This is a genomic window from Streptomyces sp. NPDC096046 (assembly GCF_040303285.1).
Lineage (GTDB): Bacteria > Actinomycetota > Actinomycetes > Streptomycetales > Streptomycetaceae > Streptomyces.
Map to the genome: position 1 here is coordinate 66,252 of NZ_JBEOSZ010000019.1, position 18,592 is coordinate 84,843.

Sequence of the window (18,592 nt, forward strand, 5' to 3'; positions counted from 1 at the left end):
GCTACGAGACCGTCGGCGCCGGGGACGGGCCGGTCAGGCCCCGCTCCGCGCGCCAGCCGTCCACGATGGCCGCCTGGAGGCCGAACATCTCGGCCTTCTCGTCCGGTTCCTCGTGGTCGTAGCCCAGCAGGTGCAGCACTCCGTGGACGGTGAGCAACTGGAGCTCCTCGTCCATGGAGTGCTGCGTGTCGGCTTCCTTGCCCTGCTTCTGAGCGACTTCGGGGCACAGCACGATGTCACCGAGCAGCCCCTGCGGCGGCTCGTCGTCGTCCTTGGAGGGCGGACGCAGCTCGTCCATCGGGAAGGACATGACATCCGTGGGACCCGGGAGGTCCATCCACTGGAGGTGGAGCTGCTCCATGGCGTCGGCGTCCACGACGATCACCGAGAGCTCGGAGAGCGGGTGGATGCGCATCCGAGCGAGCGCGTAGCGGGCGATGTCGAGGATCGCCTGCTCGTCGACCTCGGTGCCGGACTCGTTGTTGACGTCGATCGACATGGTGCTGTGTGTGTCTACTTCCCCTTGTGCCCGGACTTGCCGCGGCTCTGGTGCGCGCCGTTCCGGGTGCCGTGCGTGGTGTCGTACTTCTCGTACGCGTCGACGATACGGCCCACCAGCTTGTGCCGGACGACGTCCTGGGACGACAGCCGGGAGAAATGCACGTCGTCGACCCCTTCCAGGATGTCCTGCACCTGGCGCAGACCGCTCTTCGTCCCGTCGGGCAGGTCGACCTGCGTCACGTCACCCGTGATCACGATCTTCGACTCGAAGCCGAGGCGGGTGAGGAACATCTTCATCTGTTCGGGGCTCGTGTTCTGGGCCTCGTCCAGGATGATGAAGGCGTCATTGAGGGTGTTGTGAGTGAGCAGGTAGTCCTGCGTGACGTAGAGGGAGTCCTCGGCGGCCACCTGGATGCAGACGGTCTCCTCCCTGCCCGCGGGCTCGATGCTGTCGATGAAGCGCATCGGGCGTCCGCCGCCTCCCGCCGCGTGGTACTTGTCGCGCTTGCGGGCGAGGCGGAAGGGCTCGATGCCTTCAGGGAGGCGGATGTCGATGATGTGGGCGTCGTGGCGGTGTGCGACCTCCCGGCCGTTCGCAAGGCCGGGCTCGCGGCCCTCGGCAGCCCTGCGGCGGGTGTACGCGACGCCGCCCAGCGACTGGACGAGAGCGATCACATCGTCACGGAGCAGGATCGATGTCGTCGTGTACTGGATCCGGCAGGTGCGGTCCTGCTGCGTGACCGGTCCTCCGTCGGAGTCGAGGAGGCCCTGCAACAGAGCCAGCCGCACCTCGGCGGAGTTGTGCAGGTAGTCGTCCGGGACGAGCTTGGTGTGGGAGCGCGTGCGCAGGAGATCCAGCTCGCGCAGGGCACGGGTGACCGGGTTCTCCAGCGTGACCACGTCGCCCGGTGACTTGACCCTGTTGAGCACGTAGTTCGGGCCACCGCGATGCCGTACCGCGATGCCCGGGAGAGCGGACTCCAGAGCCTCGGCCAGCTCGCGGTCCTCCGAAGCGAAGGAGGGCGCGGTGGAACCGGTCAGGCATCCGTCACCCAGCAGCAGTCCCAGCGCATACGGGTCCATCGGGACCTCACGCTCGGGCATCTGCACCGGCGCGGTGAGGAGTGGCAGCTCGTACCGGCGCGCATGCGCGGCTCGCAGGTCGCCGATCATCTCCTGGGTCTCAAGGACCCGCCATGGCTTGTCGCGGCGCTTGTCGTCACGCGTCCTGACGGTCCACAAGTGCTCCCCGCAGCACAGAGTCCAGGAGCCGTCCTGAGCACTGACGCGGTAGATGTCCCTGTCACCTTGGGGAAAAACACCGAGAACAGGGGTCGGCTCACCGTTCGAGCCGATGACCAGGTCACCGACCTGGAGGTCGCCGATGGGGCGCCAGCCGTCCGGTGTGAGGACGTTTGTGAAGATCGGCTGGCTCCTGCCACGCATATACGCGAGCGGCGCCACCTCAATAGTCCCGGAAGCCATCAGCTTCGGGATCGAGTCCGGGTCGAGCATGTCGTGCAGGGCGTCGTAGAGGGGGCGCAGGTAGGGGTCGATCTTCTCGTAGAGCGTGCCCGGGAGGAACCCCAGCCGCTCTCCGGCCTCGACCGCGGGGCGGGTCAGGATGATGCGGTTGACCTGCTTGGACTGCAGGGCCTGCACCGCCTTGGCCATCGCCAGGTAGGTCTTTCCGGTGCCGGCGGGGCCGATGCCGAAGACGATCGTGTGCTTGTCGATCGCGTCCACGTAGCGCTTCTGGTTGAGCGTCTTGGGGCGGATCGTGCGGCCGCGCGAGGACAGGATGTTCTGCGTGAGCACCTCGGCCGGGGTCTCCTGGCCGTCGCTCTCGCCGTTGTCGCTCGCCTTGAGCATGGCGATCGAGCGTTCCACTGCGTCCTCCGTCATCGGTTGCCCGGTGCGGAGCACCAGCATCATCTCGTCGAAAACGCGCGCAATGAGGGCGACGTCCTTGGAGTCGCCGACCGCGCTGATCTCGTTGCCCCGGACGTGGATGTCGGCCGCCGGGAAGGCCTTCTCGATCACGCGCAGAAGGGAGTCGCCGGATCCCAGAACGGTCACCATGGGGTGCTGGGCGGGGACGGTGAGCTGCGCTCTCGCCTGCTCCTGCGCGGGGGTGTGAGCTGTGGGTGTCTGAGTCATGGGCCGGCGCTGAAGGCCTGCGGTTCCTCCTCGTCACGGCCGCGTAGCTGAGGGCGGCCTCGCGATTCCCAGGGTACGACGGGGGAGTGACATCGCCGTAGAGGTTTTGGGGACGGGGTCGGAAAGGGGGCGGCGGCGCTGGCCGGGGTCCGGGGGGAGCCGCCCGAAGGGCCGGGGGGTCAGGCGGAGCGGCGGAAGCCGATCGTGGGCACGGCGCGCCGCAGCGGCCAGGGCCTCACCAGTTCCTCCGACACGAGCCCCGCCAGGAACCCGTACCTCTCCAGTGCCGCCGGCGACTGCTCCGCGACCGACTGCACCTTCCGCCACCACGCCGCGATCTCCGACCACCCCGGCGCCGACAGCGACCCCCCGAACTCCTGCACCGACAGCGCCGCCGTCAGTCCGGCGAAGGCCAGCCGGTCCGCCAATGGCCAGTCCGCCAGGGTCCCGGCCACGAACCCGGCGACGAACACGTCGCCGGCTCCCGTCGGGTCGAGCGCCTCGACCTCGATCGCCGGTACCTCCGCCGTCTCCCCCGTCCGCCGGTCCACGGCGTACGCACCGTCCGCGCCGCGGGTGACCACCGCGAGCGGCACGTACTCGGTCAGGGCGTGCGCGGCGGCCCGGGGGCAGTCCGCGCCGGTGTACCGCATGGCCTCCTCCGCGTTCGGCAGGAACGCCTCGCAGTGCGGCAGGTCGGGCAGGCCCGCCAGATCCCAGGCGCCGGTGTCGTCCCAGCCGACGTCGCCGAACACGCGGGTGCCGGTGCTCGCGGCCTGGGCGATCCAGGGCGCGCTGACGCCGGGGGCGAGGGAGGCGACGGCGGCTCGGGCGCGGGGCGGGCACTCGGGGGCGGGTTCCTCGGGGGGTGGCTCGTGGCCGTGCGAGACCATGGTGCGCTCCCCCTCGTAGGCCATGGAGACGGTCACCGGGGAGTGCCAGCCGGGCACCGTGCGCGACGGGGAGAGGTCGATGCCCTCGCCGTGCTCCAGGGCGTCCCAGCAGTAGTCGCCGTAGTGGTCGTCGCCGAAGGCCGCCGCGAGGGACGTCCGCAGGCCGAGGCGGGCCAGGGCGGTCGCCATGTTGGCGACGCCGCCGGGGCTCGACCCCATTCCGCGCGCCCAGGACTCCGTGCCCCGCACCGGGGCGGAGTCGAGGCCGGTGAAGATGATGTCCAGGAAGACGGTCCCGGTGAGATAGACGTCCCAGGGCGGGTCGTCCGGCCTGCGCAGCGGGGCGAGGGGATCGGCCTGGCTCTGGCGGTGCGATCCCTTTCCCGGGCCCTTTCCGGCCGGGGCGGTGGACGCGGTCACGATGCGCTCCCTGACGTGGTGCGGGTCAGGCCAGTCTGCACCACATCACCGAGGACGTGACGCCGATCACGCCGGACCCACCCGTCCCGTCAGCTCGCGTGGGGCCCTCGCGCGCCCCCCGCACCGGCATGAGCGGGGGTCACCAGCGGGGCACGGCGGGCGTCGCCCACTGGGGGTCGGCGACCCGCATCGCCGCCGCGTCGTCGCGGTCCCGCAGGGCACCGTCGTCGTCCAGCCACCGCCGGTGCAGTGCGGCCAGCCGCTCGCGGTCGAGTTCCACGCCGAGGCCGGGGGCGTCGGACACGGTGATCCTGCCGTCCTCGAAGGCGAGCCGCTCGGTGAGGACGTCCTCCGACTGCCAGGGGTAGTGGGAGTCGCAGGCGTGGTGGAGGTCCGGGACGGTGGCCGCCACGTGGGTCATCGCGGCGAGGGAGATGCCGAGGTGGGTGTTGGAGTGCATCGACACGCCGACGCCGAAGGTTCGGCAGACGGCGGCGAGCCGCTGGGTGTTGCGCAGTCCGCCCCAGTAGTGGTGGTCGGAGAGCACGACCTGGACCGCGCCGCGGGTGAACGCCTCCTCGATCTCGGCGAAGGTCGTCACGCACATGTTGGTGGCGAGCGGCACTCCGGTGCGTTCGGCGACCTCGGCCATGGCGGGTGTGCCGAGCGCCGGGTCCTCCAGGTACTCCAGGACGTCCCCGAGCTCGCGGGCCACCCGCACGGACGTCTCGACGGACCAGGCGCCGTTCGGGTCGAGCCGCAGCGGGTGCCCCGGGAAGGCCGCGGCGAGCGCGCGTACGGCGGCGATCTCCTCGGCCGGCGGGAAGACGCCGCCTTTGAGCTTGAAGGAGGTGAAGCCGTGGCGCTCCTTGAAGCGGCGGGCCTGTTCCACCACTCCGGCCGGGTCGACGGCGGCGCCCCAGTCGTCCTTCTCGGCCGGCATGCCCTCGGGGTGGTGGGCCCACTTGTAGAACAGGTAGGCGCTGTACTCGACGGCGTCGCGCACCTTGCCGCCGAGCAGCGTGTGCACGGGCAGTCCCAGCGCTTTGCCGAGGGCGTCCAGGCAGGCGACCTCGAAGCCGGAGACGACGGACAACCGCAGCTTCTCGGCGGTCTGGACGCCGCGCAGCCCGCCGACGTCGACGGAGTTCCGCACGCGCGAGGCGTCCACCGCGACCCGGTCCGCGACGGTGAACAGGCCGTTCAGGTCGCTGACCTGGCGTCCTTTCAGCCGCTCGGCGAAGGCCCGGGCCAGGTCCAGGTACTTGGCGTCGCCGTAGGTCTCCCCCACGCCGGTGATGCCGTCGGCGGTGACGACCTCGACGATCAGCCGGGGTGTGTACGGCTGGTGCACGCCCTGGGTGTTCAGCAGCGGCGGGTCCGCGACCAGGATCGGGGTGAGCCGCACGTCGGTGATGGCGAGGTTCACGGGGTGTCTCCCACGAGGTCGAGTCCGGCGGTGAGGACGGCGGTGAGGGCGGCCTGGTCGGCGGGCGAGGGGTCGGTGAGCGGGGCGCGCACCGGGCCCGTCCGGTGGTCGCGCAGCCGGGTGGCCGCGGCCTTCACCGGCGGCACGGCGTACCCGGGGACGCGGTCGCGCGGTTCGGCGGACGGCACATGGAAGTCGCGCGGCAGCTTGTCGGCGATGCCGTGGGTCGCCGTCGCGCGGGGCGGTGGAGAAGGCGTCGGCGATCTCGAGGGATCTCATCCATGGATGAGAATGGCGGTTGGGTATGAGAACGTCAACCGCGCCGGCGACCCTGATCGCCCTCGGCGTAGGTCAGACACAGGGGGGCGTCGCGCGGCTGGGTCCGTACCGCCGCCACCGGCTCCCCGCACCTCGACGAGGCGTCGAGGAGCGGATCGTCACCGTGATGCGGGAGATCCGGGCGAAGGCCGAGGCGACGGTTCCGGGTGGTCCCGGAGCGGTGCGCCGACGGTAGCGAAAAGGCCTGCGCCACAAGGCGAAAGGCCCGTTTCTACCCGGGCTTCACCGGCTCAAACGCAACGTGCTTCACATCACACCGTCCCGGCTCACGCGCCCGACTGCTTGCTTGATACAAATTGCCCGCGCGTTCCTGTCCGTCGACGGTCGTCGCCCCCTCCCCCTTTCTGCCGCTCCTTTCGCATGCCCTGGGAACGCCCGTGTTCGCCCCTCGCACCACGCCCTGGCCCCTCGTCGCCCTTTTCGCGGCCGGGTACCTCGCCCCGTATCTGCTGCCGACCACCGTCGGCCGGCTCGACTCGGGACTTCCGCTCTCCGCCACGCAGGCCGGCGCCGTCGGCAGTGCCCTGCTGCTGAGTTCGGCCGCCGCCGGATTCGTCCTGGCCTCCCGGGTCGAGCGGGTCGGAGCCCGCACACTCGCCCGTCTCGGCCTCGCCCTGGCCCTCCTCGGCTACGGCGGCGCCGCCCTGGCCACCTCGATTCCCGCCGTCGTCGTGGGCGCCGTCGTCGGCGGCTTCGGCTCGGGCACGGCCACCACCGTCGCCGCCACCCTCATCGCGGGCCTGGGGGACCCGCACCGAGCCTCCACCGCCGGTCTGTTGAGCGTCTCCGGCCTCGCGGGCGCGGTGTATCTGACGGTGCCGCACCTCGGCCCCGGGCACGGTCTGCCCCTGGCCGCGCTCGCCCTCACGGCCCTGGCCGTGTGGCCGCTGACCGGCCGCCTCCCCGTCGGGACGCCCCCACCGCCCACCCGGCGCCCCACGGCCCGGCCGCCGCACGCCCGTTCGGGGCTGGTGCTGGCCGCCGCCATGGTGTGCTGGTCGCTCGCGCAGAACTCCCTGTGGGGCGTGAGCGGCCGGATAGGTCTTGAGCAGGCGCACCTGGGCGAGGCCGCCGTGGGCGCCGTCTTCGCGGTGGCGCTCGGCGCCGGGCTCGCCGGTGTCCTGGCGGCCGGTGCCCTCGGGGCACGCCTCGGACGCGCGGTGCCGATCGGCCTGGGCACGGTCCTCATCGCGGGCTGCATCGTCCTCAGCGCCTCCGCGACCGGCTTCGGGAGCTTCGCGGCCGGCGAGATCGCCTGGAACACGCTCTACCCGGTGGTGCTGTCGTACCTCATCGGGCTCGCCGCCTCGCTCGACCCGCGTGGCCGCTGGGCAGTGCTGGTCGGCTCGGCGTCCTCGCTGGGCACCGCCGCCGGGCCGCTGACCGGCAGCGTGCTGGCGGCGCAGGCCGGGTTCCCGGCCATGGGCGCGGTGCTCGGCGGGGGGCTGCTGGTGATCGCCGTGCCGATGACCGCCGTCGCCCTGCACACCGGCGGACGTCCGCTGCTGCCCGGCGCGATCCGCCGCCGCGGCGGCCACCCGGCCGCCCTGCTCGCCGCCGCCACCGGCACGCCCACCGGCGCGGTCCCCGAGATCGGTGCCCCGGAGCAGCCCGTGGTGGAGATCCCGGTGGAGGCCGCCGCCGTCCCCGCCCAGCGCGCCTACGGCAAGGCGGGTTCGGAGGTCCTCTGAGTCCGGCCCGGAGCCAGTGCCGCGCCAGGCGACGTTTGCCCATGGAGGAGCGCGGTGCGTGCTCTCGGCGGGCCGGCCGGAAGTCCTCGTCCTGGACGCACTTGGGCTTTCGGCCGGTGCGGCGGTGGGGGCCCCTCCCGTTCGAGCGAAGCCGAGAACGGGGGAGCGTGCCGCACGTCGCGACGGGGCGAACGTTGCCTGCTGCGGCACTAGCCGAAGGTGTAGGCCTCCACCTCGGCCAGATACCGCGCCCGCAGCTCCTCGTCGTCCTCCAGGAAGGAGGCGAGGAAGGAGTTGCGGGCGAGTTCCCGCAGCCGTTCCCCGGTGAGGCCGAGGGTGGCGCGCACGGCCTCGAAGTTGTCGCCGGCGTAGCCGCCGAAGTAGGCCGGGTCGTCGGAGTTGACCGTGCACATCAGGCCGGCGTCCAGCATGGCCGGCAGGGGGTGGTCGGCGAGGGCGTCGACGGTGCGCAGCCGCACGTTGGACAGCGGGCACAGCGTCAGCGGCACCCGGTCGCGCACCAGCCGCTCCACCAGCGCCGGGTCCTCCACGCAGCGCAGCCCGTGGTCGACCCGCTCCACCCCGAGGATGTCCAGCGCCTCGGCGATGTACTCGGGCGGGCCCTCCTCACCGGCGTGGGCGACCCGGCGCAGGCCGAGCGCGGCGGCCCTCTCGTAGACCTCGCGGAACTTCACCGGCGGGTGCCCGACCTCGGCCGAGTCGAGACCGACCCCGGTGATCCGGTCCAGGTAGGGCTTGGCGGCGTCCAGCGTGGCCAGGGCCGACTCGGCGGACTCGTCGCGCAGGAAGCACAGGATCAGCCGGGTGGAGACGCCGTGGTTCGCCTCGCTGCTCCCCAGCGCCCGCCACAGTCCCTCGACGACCGTGCCGAGCTCCAGACCGCGGCTGGTGTGGGCCTGCGGGTCGAAGAAGATCTCCGCGTGCCGCACGCCCTGCGCGGCCGCCCGGGCGAGGTACTCGTTCGCCAGGTCCTCGAAGTCCCGCTCGGTGCGCAGGACGGCCATGAGCTCGTAGTACAGGTTCAGGAAGGACTGGAGGTCGTCGAACCGGTAGGCCTCGCGCAGCTCTTCCGTGTCGGCGTACGGCAGCGTGAGGCCGTTTCGGGTGGCGAGCTCGAAGGCGAGTTCCGGTTCCAGGGTGCCTTCGATGTGAAGGTGCAGTTCGGCTTTGGGGAGGGACATCAATTCATCGTACGGCCGTTTCACCGACGCTTCGGAACCGGTACCCGCAGGAGATCGTGGGCCACGGTCAGCTCGCCGTCGTACCCGGCGGCCCGCGCCTGCCGCTCGAACTCGTCGGGATCGGTGTACCGCTGGCTGAAGTGGGTCAGCACGAGGTGGCGCACGCCGCCGTCCCGGGCCACCCGCGCGGCCTGACCGGCGGTCAGGTGTCCGTGCTCGACGGCGAGTTCCTCGTCCTCGTCGAGGAAGGTCGACTCGATGACGAGCATGTCGCAGTCCTCGGCGAGCGCGTACACGCCGTCGCACAGCCGGGTGTCCATGACGAACGCGAACCGCTGCCCGCGCCGCACCTCGCTGACGGCGTCGAGGCCGACCGCGCCGAGAAAGCCCTCGCGCTGGATGCGGCCGACGTCCGGGCCCGCGATGCCGTGCGCGGCGAGCCGCTCGGGCAGCATGCGGCGACCGTCGGGCTCGACGAGCCGGTAGCCGTACGACTCCACCGGATGCGACAGCTTCCGGGCTTCCAGTGTGTAGCCGCCGGTGCGGGCGAGGGGCCCGTCGGCGTCGACCGGGGCCTCGGTGACGCCGACGGTCTCGCGGTAGGCCGTGGCGTAGCGGAGCCGGTCGAAGAAGCGCTGCCCGGAGCGGGGGTAGTGGGCGGTGATCGCGTGCGGGACCCGGTCGAGGTTGATGCGCTGGATCACACCGGCGAGGCCGAGGCAGTGGTCGCCGTGGAAGTGCGTGACGCAGATCCGGTTCAGGTCGTGGGCGGCGGCCCCGGCGCGCAGCATCTGGCGCTGCGTGCCCTCGCCCGGGTCGAACAGGATGCCCTCGCCGTCCCAGCGCAGCAGGTAGCCGTTGTGGTTGCGGTGCCGGGTCGGGACCTGGCTGGCGGTGCCGAGGACGACGAGTTCACGTACGGACACGGCGGATCATCCCGGGGGCCACTGGAGGCCGCGGCCGCCGAGCACGTGGCCGTGCACGTGCCACACCGTCTGGCCGGCGCCGCTGCCCGTGTTGAAGACCAGACGGTGGCTGTCGAGCTTCTCCTCCTCCGCGACGGCCTGGGCCTCGCGGAGCACGTCCGCGGTGAGGGCCGGGTCGGCGGCGGCAAGGGCGGCGGCGTTCTCGTAGTGCGCCTTGGGGATGATCAGGACGTGGGTGGGGGCCTGGGGGTTGATGTCGCGGAAGGCGATGGTGGTGTCCGTCTGGCGGACGATCGTCGCCGGGACGGTACCGGCGACGATCTTGCAGAACAGGCAGTCGTCCTGGGGTTCCCCTGCCATTTTCCCTCCGGGGGTTGGCCGAACTCGGTCTTGCCGGGCATCGTATCGTCGTCGGGTGCGGGCCGTTCGTGGCTGGTCGCGCCCACGCGGCGGGGCCGCACATCGACACAGCCCCGCGCCCCTAAAGGGTCGGTACGGCCGGGGGCGTCTTGGCGGGAGTGGACTCCAGTGCCTCCAGTGCCAGCCTGATCGCCTCGTCCAGTTGGGTGTCCCTTCCCGCCGCGTGATCCTGCGGGCGTTGCAGGACCTCCACGTCGGGATCCACGCCGTGGTTCTCCACACCCCACTCGTAGCCCTGCAGCCAGAAGGCGTACTTGGGCTGGGTCACGAGGGTGCCGTCGACCAGGCGGTAGCGGCTGTCGATGCCGATGACGCCGCCCCAGGTGCGGGTGCCGACGACCGGGCCGAGACCGAGGGCCTTGACGGCCGCGTTGACGATGTCGCCGTCGGAGCCGGAGAACTCGTTGGCGACGGCCACGACGGGGCCGCGCGGGGCGTCCTCCGGATAGCTGTAGGCGCGCATGCCGCGCGGGACGGCCCAGCCGACGATGCGCCGGGCGAGTTTCTCCACGACCAGTTGGGAGGTGTGGCCGCCGCGGTTCTCGCGGACGTCGACGACCAGGCCCTCGCGGGCGACCTCGACCCGCAGGTCGCGGTGGATCTGGGCCCAGCCGGGGGCCTGCATGTCCGGGACGTGGAGATAGCCGAGGCGGCCGCCGGACTTCTCGTGGACGTAGGCGCGCCGGTCGGCGACCCAGGCGTGGTAGCGCAGGGGCTCCTCGTCGGCGACCGGGACGACGACGGCGTGCCGGGGATCGCCGCCGCCGGACGGGGAGATGGTCAGCTCCACCGGCTTGCCGGCCGTGCCGATCAGCAGCGGGCCGGGGCCGAGAACCGGGTCGACCGGCTGGCCCGCGACGGCGACGATCGCGTCCCCGGGGCGTACCGCGACACCGGGCGCGGCCAGCGGGCTGCGGGCGTCCGGGTCGGAGGTCTCGGAGGGCAGGATGCGGTCGACGCGCCAGCCGCCGTCCTCGTGCCGGGAGAGGTCGGCGCCGAGCAGACCCTGGCGGGGGCCGCCTCCGCGCCCCCCGCGCGGGGTGACGTAGGCGTGCGAGGTGCCCAGTTCGCCCTGGACCTCCCACAGCAGGTCGACCAGGTCGTCGTGGGTGGCGACCCGCTCCACCACCGGGCGGTAGCGGTCGAGGACGCCGTCCCAGTCGACGCCGCTCATGTCGGGCCGCCAGAAGTGGTCCCGCATGATGCGGCCGTTCTCGTCGAACATCTGGCGCCATTCGGCCGCCGGGTCGACGATCTGGCGTACCCGGCTCAGGTCGACGGTGATGTTCGTGTCGCTGTCGTCGTCGTTGGAGGCGCGCCGGTCGCTGGGAACGACCTTCAGCCGTCCGTCGGTCCACAGCAGCACCCGCTTGCCGTCGCCGCTCACCGCGAAGTGGTCGGCGTCGACGGCGAGATGCTCGACGCGCTGCTGGGCGAGGTCGTAGCGCTCCAGCTCGGACTTGGGGTCGGGGCCGTCCGGGGTGGCCCGGGACGCGCCGAGGACCCCGGAGACCGGGTGGCGCAGCCACAGCACACCGTCCTTGGCGGCGCGCAGGTTGGTGTAGCGGGCGGCCTCCACCGGGAAGGGCACGATGCGGTCGGCGAGGCCTTCGAGGTCGATGCGGGTGGTGGGGGTGCCCTCGCTGTCGGGGGTCTCCTCCCGGTCGGGCGTCTCGAAGGACCGGCCGTGCCGCTGCGGCCCGAAGGGGGACGGAGTGGTGGCCGCGAGGGTGATCAGATGCGGCCGGGCGCCCTCCACGAAGGCCAGGTCGAAGACGTGCTCGTCGTACACCGGGTCGAAGGAACGGGTCGACAGGAACGCGAGGTGCTTGCCGTCCATCGTGAACGCCGGCGCGTAGTCCTGGAAGCGCAGCGGGGTGGCCTCGGTGACCGACAGGTCGGTGGTGTTGGCGAGCTTCAGCTGGCTCAGGGGCCGCGGGCCGGGGTGGGACCAGGCCAGCCAGGACGAGTCGGGCGAGAAGACGGGCCCCGACACGTCACCGTCCTCACTGCGGTCCACCTCGCGCACCTCGCCCGTCTCGCGTTCCACGAGCAGCAGGCGGCCGTCGTGGCAGGCGACCGCGGCCCGGCTGCCGTCGGGCGCCATCGCGAGATCCAGGACCCGGCCGAGTTGCCCGGCGGCGATCCGGCGGGGTGTGGCCCCGGGGGCGAGTCCGGTGGCGGGCGCGAACTCCAGGGCGTCGTCGCCCTCGGCGTCCGTCACCCACACCACCCACTCCTCGCCGTCCGCGCGGAACGTCCGCGGCAGCCGGGCCCGCACGCCGGGCGTCACGGCCAGGGCGCGGGCCGGACCGGAGCGGTGGGTGACCCAGTGCACGCAGCCGCGTACGGCGACCGCGCTGCCGCGTGCGGTGTGGTCCGGGCAGGCCGACCCGAACCAGCGGGAGGCGTTCACCGGGAACGGCTGCAGATCGGCGCGCTGTCCGCCCAGCCGCACGTCCAGCCGCCGCGGCTCGGCCCCCTCCAGGTCGTCCAGCACCCACAGTTCACCGGCGCTGGAGTAGACGACACGGGTGCCGTCGCTCGCGGCGTGCCGGGCGTAGAAGCCGTCGAGAGCCGTGTGCCGGCGCAGGTCGGATCCGTCGGCGAGGGAGGAGTAGAGCGCGCCGGTGCCCTCGTGGTCGGAGAGGAAGGCGATGCGGTCCCCGACCCACAGCGGGTACTCGATGTTGCCGTCGAGGTCCTCGTGCAGCCGCACGAACTCCCCGTCGTCCTGCCGGTCGATCCACAACTTGCCCGCGGTACCGCCCCGGTACCGCTTCCACCAGGCGGCCTCACGGCCCATCGGCGCGGACAGCAGCACCGTGTGCGGCCCGTGGGCGACATCGCCCACGGGCCCGTACGGCAGGACGGCGGCCGGGCCGCCGTCCAGCGGGACGGCACGGGCCCAGGTGCGGCGCAGACTCGCCTGGCCCTGGGTGCTGATGGCCAGGACCTCACCGTCCGGGGTCCAGCCGCGCACCTGCGTCTTCGCACTCCCCCAGTACGTCAGCCGCCGGGCGGGACCGCCGTCGACCGGGGCGACGAACACCTCCGGGGCGCCGTCTCTCGTGGAGGTCCAGGCGACCGTGGTGCCGTCGGGCGAGATGCGGGGCTGGGTCACCGGCATGTTGTCGGCGCTGACCCGCCAGGCCCGGCCGCCGTCGAGCGGAGCGAGCCACACGTCGTCCTCGGCGGTGAAGGCGACCAGGTCACCGTGCACATGGGGGAACCGGAGGTAAGCAGGCGATGTCACCTGATCACCCTATGCAGGGACACCGCCGCGCGGACAGGGTTCGGATCACTTGCCCTCGACGGGGCGGCAGTCCGGGTACCGCTCGCACCAGATGGTCTGGGTGACGGTCACGGTGACGGTCGGACCGGGCCCGCCGTTCGCGGGCCCGCCGACGGGCGGCGGGCTGGTGGAGTCGCAGTCGCCGAGCCCGTCGACCTCGAACCACACCTTGCCGTCCACCTTGGCGGTGATGTCTCCGCGCACGCAGGCCCCGTTCACGGCGTGGGTGACCTTGCCGTCGACGGTGATCTCCTTGCCGTCGTTCGTCTCGCCCTCGCAGTCGACGGTCGCGACGGTCCGCTCACGCGCCGAGGGTGACGACTTCCCGCCGCTCTCCCCGTAGGAGGCGGTGCAGGTGAGCCAACGCACTCCCGCCTTCTGCCGGTTGAGTTCCTTGGTCACCGTCTCGTCGGTGGTGTACGCGACGGACGCCGAGCTGATGCTGCCCGGCTCGCAGGCCACAGCGCCGCCCACCGCCACCGCGGCGAACGTCGCCGCGACCGCCACCCGCCGACCGCGCGGCCCCAGCCGATTCCTCCTCGAAGCCCCCATGAAGGGGAGCCTGCCACCGACGGGGGCCGCGCGGTAGGGCGCAAAGGCGTCAGCCGCGCAGCAGCAGCCACTCCTGGAGCTCCACCAAGTTGCCCTCGGGGTCCTTGAGATGCGCCACCCGCATACGGTCCGTCAGGAGCACCGGGCCGTGCAGCACCGTGGCGCCGCGCATCGTGATCTCCTCGCAGTACGCGTCCAGCCCGTCCACCCGCAGCACGACCAGGGAGCGGTGACCGGCCGCCGGGTCGCCCAGTTCGTCGAGCACCTCGGCCATCACCGACCGGTCCTGCAACGCGATTCCCGCTGAGCCCACGGCGGGGCTGAACTTCTCGTACGGACCGTCCGCCGCGCCCGACTGCGGTTTGAGGCCGAGGACCTCGCCGTAGAAGCGGTAACAAGCGGAGAAGTCGGTCACGAGCAGACGAACCTGGGCGAGTTCCACGGTGCCTCCAAGCGGTCAGGACCAGCGTCCGGTGCGTGCCAGGAGTACGGCCGCGGCGGCCGTCCCGGCAGTCGATGTGCGCAGCACACTGCGCCCGAGGCGGTACGCCTGCGCCCCCGCCTCCTCGAACAGCGCCAGTTCCTCCGGCGCCACGCCCCCCTCGGGCCCCACGACCAGGACGATCTCGCCGGTGGCCGGCAGCGCGGCCGTGGCCAGCGGCGCGTCCCCGCTCTCGTGCAGCACGGCGGCGAAGTCCGCCCCGGCGAGCAGGGCGGCGACCTGCTTGGTCGTGGCCGCCTCCGCGACCTCGGGGAAGCGCACCCGGCGGGACTGCTTGCCGGCTTCCCGGGCCGTCGCCCGCCACTTGCCCAGCGCCTTGACCCCGCGGTCGCCCTTCCACTGCGTGATGCAGCGAGCCGCCGCCCAGGGCACGATCGCGTCGACGCCGGTCTCGGTCATCGTCTCGACGGCGAGCTCGCCCCGGTCGCCCTTGGGCAGCGCCTGGACGACGGTGACCCGAGGCTGCTCCTCGGGCTCCTCGGACACCGAGTCCAGCTGGACGATCAGCCGGTCCTTGCCTTCCGTGTCGAGCACGACACCGTCCGCCCAGCGGCCGGCCCCGTCCGTGAGGACGACGTCCTCACCGGCCCGCAGCCGCTTCACGGAGACGGCGTGCCGCCCCTCCGGCCCGTCGAGGACGTACCGGCCGCCGCCGCCCGCGTCGAAGTGCCCGACCACGAACACCGGCGCGGTCACAGCACGCCACCGCCCGTCGACGAGGCCCGGGCGGCGGCCAGTTCACCGGCCAGCACCTCGACCAGTTGCCCGGCGGGCAGCTCACGCGCCATCTTGTGCCCCTGCCCGGCCCACAGCGCCATGCCCTGCGCGTCGCCGGCCTTGGCGGCGGCCTTGCGCAGCGGCGAGGTGAGGTGGTGGATCTCGGGGTAGGCGGCGGGCGCGTACGGGCCGTGCTCACGCAGGAACCGGTTGACCAGGCCGCGTGCCGGACGGCCCGAGAACGCCCGGGTCAACTCCGTACGCACGAACAGGGGGTTGGTCAGCGCCTGCTTGTGCAGGGCGTTCGCGCCCGACTCGTGCGTGGCGAGGAAGGCGGTGCCCAGCTGGGCCGCGCTCGCGCCCGCCGCGAGGACCCCGGCGATCTGGCCGCCGCGCATGATGCCGCCCGCGGCGATGACCGGGATGCTCACGGCCTCGCGGACCTGGGCGATCAGCGACAGCAGCCCGATGCCGGACCCGTCCGTCTCGGGGATGTCCCGGTGGGTGCCCTGGTGGCCGCCCGCCTCGACGCCCTGGGCGATGACCGCGTCCGCGCCCGCCCGCTCCACCGCCCGGGCCTCGTCGGGAGTGGTCGCGGCGGCCAGGACGAAGGTGCCGACCCGGTGCAGGGTGTCGACGACCTCACGGCCGGGGACACCGAAGTGGAACGACACCACCGGCACGGGGTTGTCGCGCAGCACCACGAGCTTGGCCTCGAAGCCGTCGTCGCGTCCGCTGTCCGGATCGCCGAGCTCGGTCTCGTACCAGGTGGCCTCGCCGGCCAGTTGGTGGGCGTAGACGTCGACGGCGGCGGGGTCGGCGTACTCCGGCTGCGGCATGAACACGTTGACGCCGAAGGGCCTGCCGGTGAGGCTCCGAAGCTGCTTGATCTCCTGGTACATCCCGTCGGCGGTCTTGTACCCGGCGGCGAGGAAACCGAGCCCTCCCGCTTCGCACACGGCGGCGGCGAGCTGCGGCACGGAGACGCCGCCCGCCATGGGGGCCTGCACGATCGGGAGGGGGAAGAGATCGGTCAGTGCGGAGGACATGACCGCATGTTGTCACGTCCTCCGAACAACCCCGAAACCGGCCTGCCGACTGGCATAGACCAGAAGCACGACCCGTTCCAGCGCCCGCTGCGGGCGTCCTTCGACCGCGAGAACAACCCCTGCCGACCCGGCTGACCACGCCACCCGGGGGACAAACCCCCGAACCCCCGGCAGCACCCCGAGCACCCGCGTCAGCGCCCGTTGAAGGCATCCTTCAACCGCGAGAACAACCCCTGCTGACCCGGCTGGAACTGGCCCGTGGGGCGCTCCTCGCCGCGGAGCTTGGCGAGCTCGCGCAGCAGGCGTTCCTGCTCGGGGTCGAGCTTGGTCGGGGTGGTGACCTCGACGTGGACGATGAGGTCGCCGCGTCCGCCGCCGCGCAGGTGGGTGATGCCCCGGCCGTGCAGCGGGATCGACTGGCCGGACTGGGTGCCCGGGCGGATGTCGACCTCTTCGAGGCCGTCGAGCGTCTCCAGCGGCACCTTCGTGCCGAGGGCGGCCGCAGTCATCGGGAGCGTCACCGTGCAGTGCAGGTCGTCGCCGCGGCGCTGGAACTGCGCGTGGGGCAGTTCGTGGATCTCGACGTAGAGGTCACCGGCCGGGCCACCGCCGGGGCCGACCTCGCCCTCGCCGGCGAGCTGGATGCGCGTGCCGTTGTCGACACCGGCCGGGATCTTGACCGTGAGCGTGCGGCGGGACCGGACGCGGCCGTCGCCCGCGCACTCGGGGCACGGCGTCGGGACGACCGTGCCGAAGCCCTGGCACTGCGGGCAGGGGCGCGAGGTCATGACCTGGCCCAGGAAGGAGCGGGTGACCTGCGAGACCTCACCTCGGCCGCGGCACATGTCACACGTCTGGGCGGAGGTGCCCGGGGCCGCGCCCTCACCGCTGCAGGTGTTGCAGACGACGGCCGTGTCGACCTGGATGTCCTTCGTCGTGCCGAAGGCGGCCTCGTCGAGCTCGACCTCGATACGGATCATGGCGTCCTGGCCGCGGCGGGTACGCGAGCGCGGTCCGCGCTGCGACGCCGTGCCGAAGAACGCGTCCATGATGTCCGAGAAGTTCCCGAAGCCGCCGGCTCCGAAGCCGCCCGCGCCGCCGCCGGCCTGCGAGAGCGGGTCGCCGCCGAGGTCGTAGACCTGCTTCTTCTGCGGGTCCGACAGCACCTCGTAAGCGGCGTTGATCTCCTTGAACCGCTCCTGGGTCTTCGGATCGGGGTTGACGTCCGGATGCAGCTCGCGGGCGAGCCGCCGGAAGGCCTTCTTGATCTCTTCCTGCGACGCGTCGCGGCGCACGCCGAGTACGGCGTAGTAGTCCGTGGCCACTACGACTCCGCCAGGATCTGTCCGACGTACCGTGCCACTGCGCGTACCGCTCCCATCGTTCCCGGGTAGTCCATGCGGGTCGGTCCGACCACGCCGAGCTTGGCGACTGCCTCGCCGCCCGAACCGTAGCCGACCGACACGACGGACGTGGAGTTGAGTCCTTCGTGGGCGTTCTCGTGACCGATCCGTACGGTCACGCCCGGATCCTGCGCCTCGCCGAGCAGCTTCAGGAGCACGACCTGCTCCTCCAGCGCCTCCAGCACCGGCCGGATCGTGAGGGGGAAGTCATGACCGAAGCGGGTCAGATTGGCGGTGCCGCCGATCATCAGCCGCTCCTCGTTCTCCTCGACGAGCGTCTCCAGGAGTGTGGAGAGCACCGTGGAGACCGTACCCCGGTCCTCGTGCTCGAACGCCTCCGGGAGATCCTCCACCAGACTGGGCACATCCGCGAAACGGCGGTTCGCCACCCGGCTGTTGAGGCGCGCGCGCAGATCCGCGAGCGAGGCGTCGCCGAAGGGCGCCGGGCAGTCGACCACCCGCTGCTCGACCCGCCCGGTGTCCGTGATCAGCACGAGCATCACCCGGGCGGGCGCCAGGGAGAGCAACTCCACGTGCCGCACGGTCGAGCGGGTCAGCGACGGGTACTGCACCACGGCGACCTGGCGCGTGAGCTGCGCGAGCAGCCGTACCGTGCGCGCCACGACGTCGTCGAGGTCGACGGCACCCTCGAGGAAGTTCTGGATCGCGCGCCGCTCGGGCGCGGTCATCGGCTTGACGCCGGCGAGCTTGTCGACGAACAGCCGGTAGCCCTTGTCGGTGGGGATGCGCCCGGCGCTGGTGTGCGGCTGGGCGATGTATCCCTCGTCCTCCAGGGCCGCCATGTCGTTGCGGACGGTGGCCGGGGAGACGCCGAGGCTGTGCCGCTCGGTGAGGGCCTTGGAGCCCACCGGCTCCTCGGTGCCGACGTAGTCCTGGACGATGGCGCGCAGCACCTGAAGCCTGCGTTCACTGAGCATCGCGCACACCTCCAGATGTCTCCGTCTGCTGCCCTGCCGGTCCGGCCTGGCACTCTGCGCGTGCGAGTGCCAGCATTCCCCGGCCCAGTGTACGGCGGTGGGGTACACCCCCGGCAAGGCTGGTCGTGCGGCGCCGTGCCCCGGGCGAGGCGCAC

Annotated in this window: 16 protein-coding genes and 2 pseudogenes; 3 read left to right on the forward strand and 15 right to left on the reverse strand. The window is 72.3% G+C overall.

The features are described 5' to 3' along the window. Window position 1: 1 nt before the first annotated feature. The 5 genes and pseudogenes from ybeY to ABTX62_RS18655 form a co-directional block, all read right to left on the reverse strand. The gene (ybeY, locus tag ABTX62_RS18635) at window positions 2-499 is read right to left on the reverse strand and encodes an rRNA maturation RNase YbeY (RefSeq protein WP_283971240.1); all 498 of its coding nucleotides are present in this window, start codon (window positions 497-499) and stop codon (window positions 2-4) included. A gap of 14 nt (window positions 500-513) precedes the next feature. Then, window positions 514-2,661: a PhoH family protein gene (locus tag ABTX62_RS18640; RefSeq protein WP_352117171.1), complete on the reverse strand. Its 2,148-nt coding sequence runs from the start codon at window positions 2,659-2,661 to the stop codon at window positions 514-516. Between the two features lie 179 nt (window positions 2,662-2,840). Continuing rightward, window positions 2,841-3,974, reverse strand: coding sequence for a carbohydrate kinase family protein (locus tag ABTX62_RS18645; protein WP_352117172.1), 1,134 nt, complete (start codon window positions 3,972-3,974; stop codon window positions 2,841-2,843). Between the two features lie 139 nt (window positions 3,975-4,113). Beyond that, window positions 4,114-5,403, reverse strand: coding sequence for a glucarate dehydratase family protein (locus ABTX62_RS18650; RefSeq protein WP_352117173.1), 1,290 nt, complete (start codon window positions 5,401-5,403; stop codon window positions 4,114-4,116). Beyond that, a pseudogene (locus tag ABTX62_RS18655) lies at window positions 5,400-5,670 on the reverse strand (5-dehydro-4-deoxyglucarate dehydratase); the annotation flags it as partial. The gene ABTX62_RS18650 and the pseudogene ABTX62_RS18655, both read right to left, overlap by 4 nt. Before the next feature lie 157 nt (window positions 5,671-5,827). On the opposite strand from ABTX62_RS18655, the pseudogene ABTX62_RS37930 reads away from it, so the two are divergent. Together ABTX62_RS37930 and ABTX62_RS18660 are read left to right on the forward strand one after the other, a co-directional pair. Further along, window positions 5,828-5,917, forward strand: a pseudogene (locus tag ABTX62_RS37930) (IclR family transcriptional regulator); the annotation flags it as partial. A 202-nt stretch (window positions 5,918-6,119) separates the two neighbouring features. Then, complete coding sequence (locus tag ABTX62_RS18660) at window positions 6,120-7,433, forward strand: MFS transporter (protein WP_352117174.1); 1,314 nt, start codon at window positions 6,120-6,122, stop codon at window positions 7,431-7,433. A 209-nt stretch (window positions 7,434-7,642) separates the two neighbouring features. Here the strand turns inward: ABTX62_RS18660 and ABTX62_RS18665 are convergent, their stop codons facing one another. The 8 genes from ABTX62_RS18665 to ABTX62_RS18700 form a co-directional block, all read right to left on the reverse strand. After that, window positions 7,643-8,635, reverse strand: a complete 993-nt coding sequence (locus tag ABTX62_RS18665; protein ID WP_352117175.1) for an adenosine deaminase — start codon at window positions 8,633-8,635, stop codon at window positions 7,643-7,645. Window positions 8,636-8,655: 20 nt separating this feature from the next. Next, the gene (locus tag ABTX62_RS18670; RefSeq protein WP_352117176.1) at window positions 8,656-9,561 is read right to left on the reverse strand and encodes a ribonuclease Z; all 906 of its coding nucleotides are present in this window, start codon (window positions 9,559-9,561) and stop codon (window positions 8,656-8,658) included. A 6-nt stretch (window positions 9,562-9,567) separates the two neighbouring features. Further along, the gene (locus ABTX62_RS18675; RefSeq protein WP_352117177.1) at window positions 9,568-9,921 is read right to left on the reverse strand and encodes a histidine triad nucleotide-binding protein; all 354 of its coding nucleotides are present in this window, start codon (window positions 9,919-9,921) and stop codon (window positions 9,568-9,570) included. 121 nt (window positions 9,922-10,042) lie between these two features. After that, window positions 10,043-13,237, reverse strand: a complete 3,195-nt coding sequence (locus tag ABTX62_RS18680; protein WP_352117178.1) for a S41 family peptidase — start codon at window positions 13,235-13,237, stop codon at window positions 10,043-10,045. Between the two features lie 45 nt (window positions 13,238-13,282). Continuing rightward, the gene (locus tag ABTX62_RS18685; RefSeq protein ID WP_352117179.1) at window positions 13,283-13,828 is read right to left on the reverse strand and encodes a hypothetical protein; all 546 of its coding nucleotides are present in this window, start codon (window positions 13,826-13,828) and stop codon (window positions 13,283-13,285) included. 49 nt (window positions 13,829-13,877) lie between these two features. Continuing rightward, a complete protein-coding gene (locus ABTX62_RS18690; protein WP_352117180.1) occupies window positions 13,878-14,270 on the reverse strand; it encodes a VOC family protein in 393 nt (130 codons plus the stop codon). Window positions 14,271-14,285: 15 nt separating this feature from the next. Further along, window positions 14,286-15,026, reverse strand: coding sequence for a 16S rRNA (uracil(1498)-N(3))-methyltransferase (locus tag ABTX62_RS18695; RefSeq protein ID WP_352117181.1), 741 nt, complete (start codon window positions 15,024-15,026; stop codon window positions 14,286-14,288). Beyond that, entirely contained in the window at window positions 15,023-16,096 is a 1,074-nt protein-coding gene (locus tag ABTX62_RS18700; protein ID WP_352117182.1) for a nitronate monooxygenase, read from the reverse strand. Before ABTX62_RS18700 ends, ABTX62_RS18695 begins: the two co-directional genes overlap by 4 nt. Before the next feature lie 6 nt (window positions 16,097-16,102). Here ABTX62_RS18700 and ABTX62_RS18705 point away from each other — a divergent pair, with 6 nt between their 5' ends. Then, on the forward strand, window positions 16,103-16,231 hold the full coding sequence (locus ABTX62_RS18705) for a hypothetical protein (RefSeq protein ID WP_352117183.1): 129 nt from the start codon (window positions 16,103-16,105) through the stop codon (window positions 16,229-16,231). Between the two features lie 56 nt (window positions 16,232-16,287). Here the strand turns inward: ABTX62_RS18705 and dnaJ are convergent, their stop codons facing one another. Both dnaJ and hrcA read right to left on the reverse strand, forming a co-directional pair. Beyond that, window positions 16,288-17,421, reverse strand: coding sequence for a molecular chaperone DnaJ (gene dnaJ, locus ABTX62_RS18710; protein WP_352117184.1), 1,134 nt, complete (start codon window positions 17,419-17,421; stop codon window positions 16,288-16,290). Beyond that, window positions 17,421-18,437, reverse strand: a complete 1,017-nt coding sequence (hrcA, locus tag ABTX62_RS18715) for a heat-inducible transcriptional repressor HrcA (protein WP_031103805.1) — start codon at window positions 18,435-18,437, stop codon at window positions 17,421-17,423. The genes dnaJ and hrcA overlap by 1 nt, the downstream gene beginning before the upstream one ends. Between the last annotated feature and the right edge of the window lie 155 nt (window positions 18,438-18,592).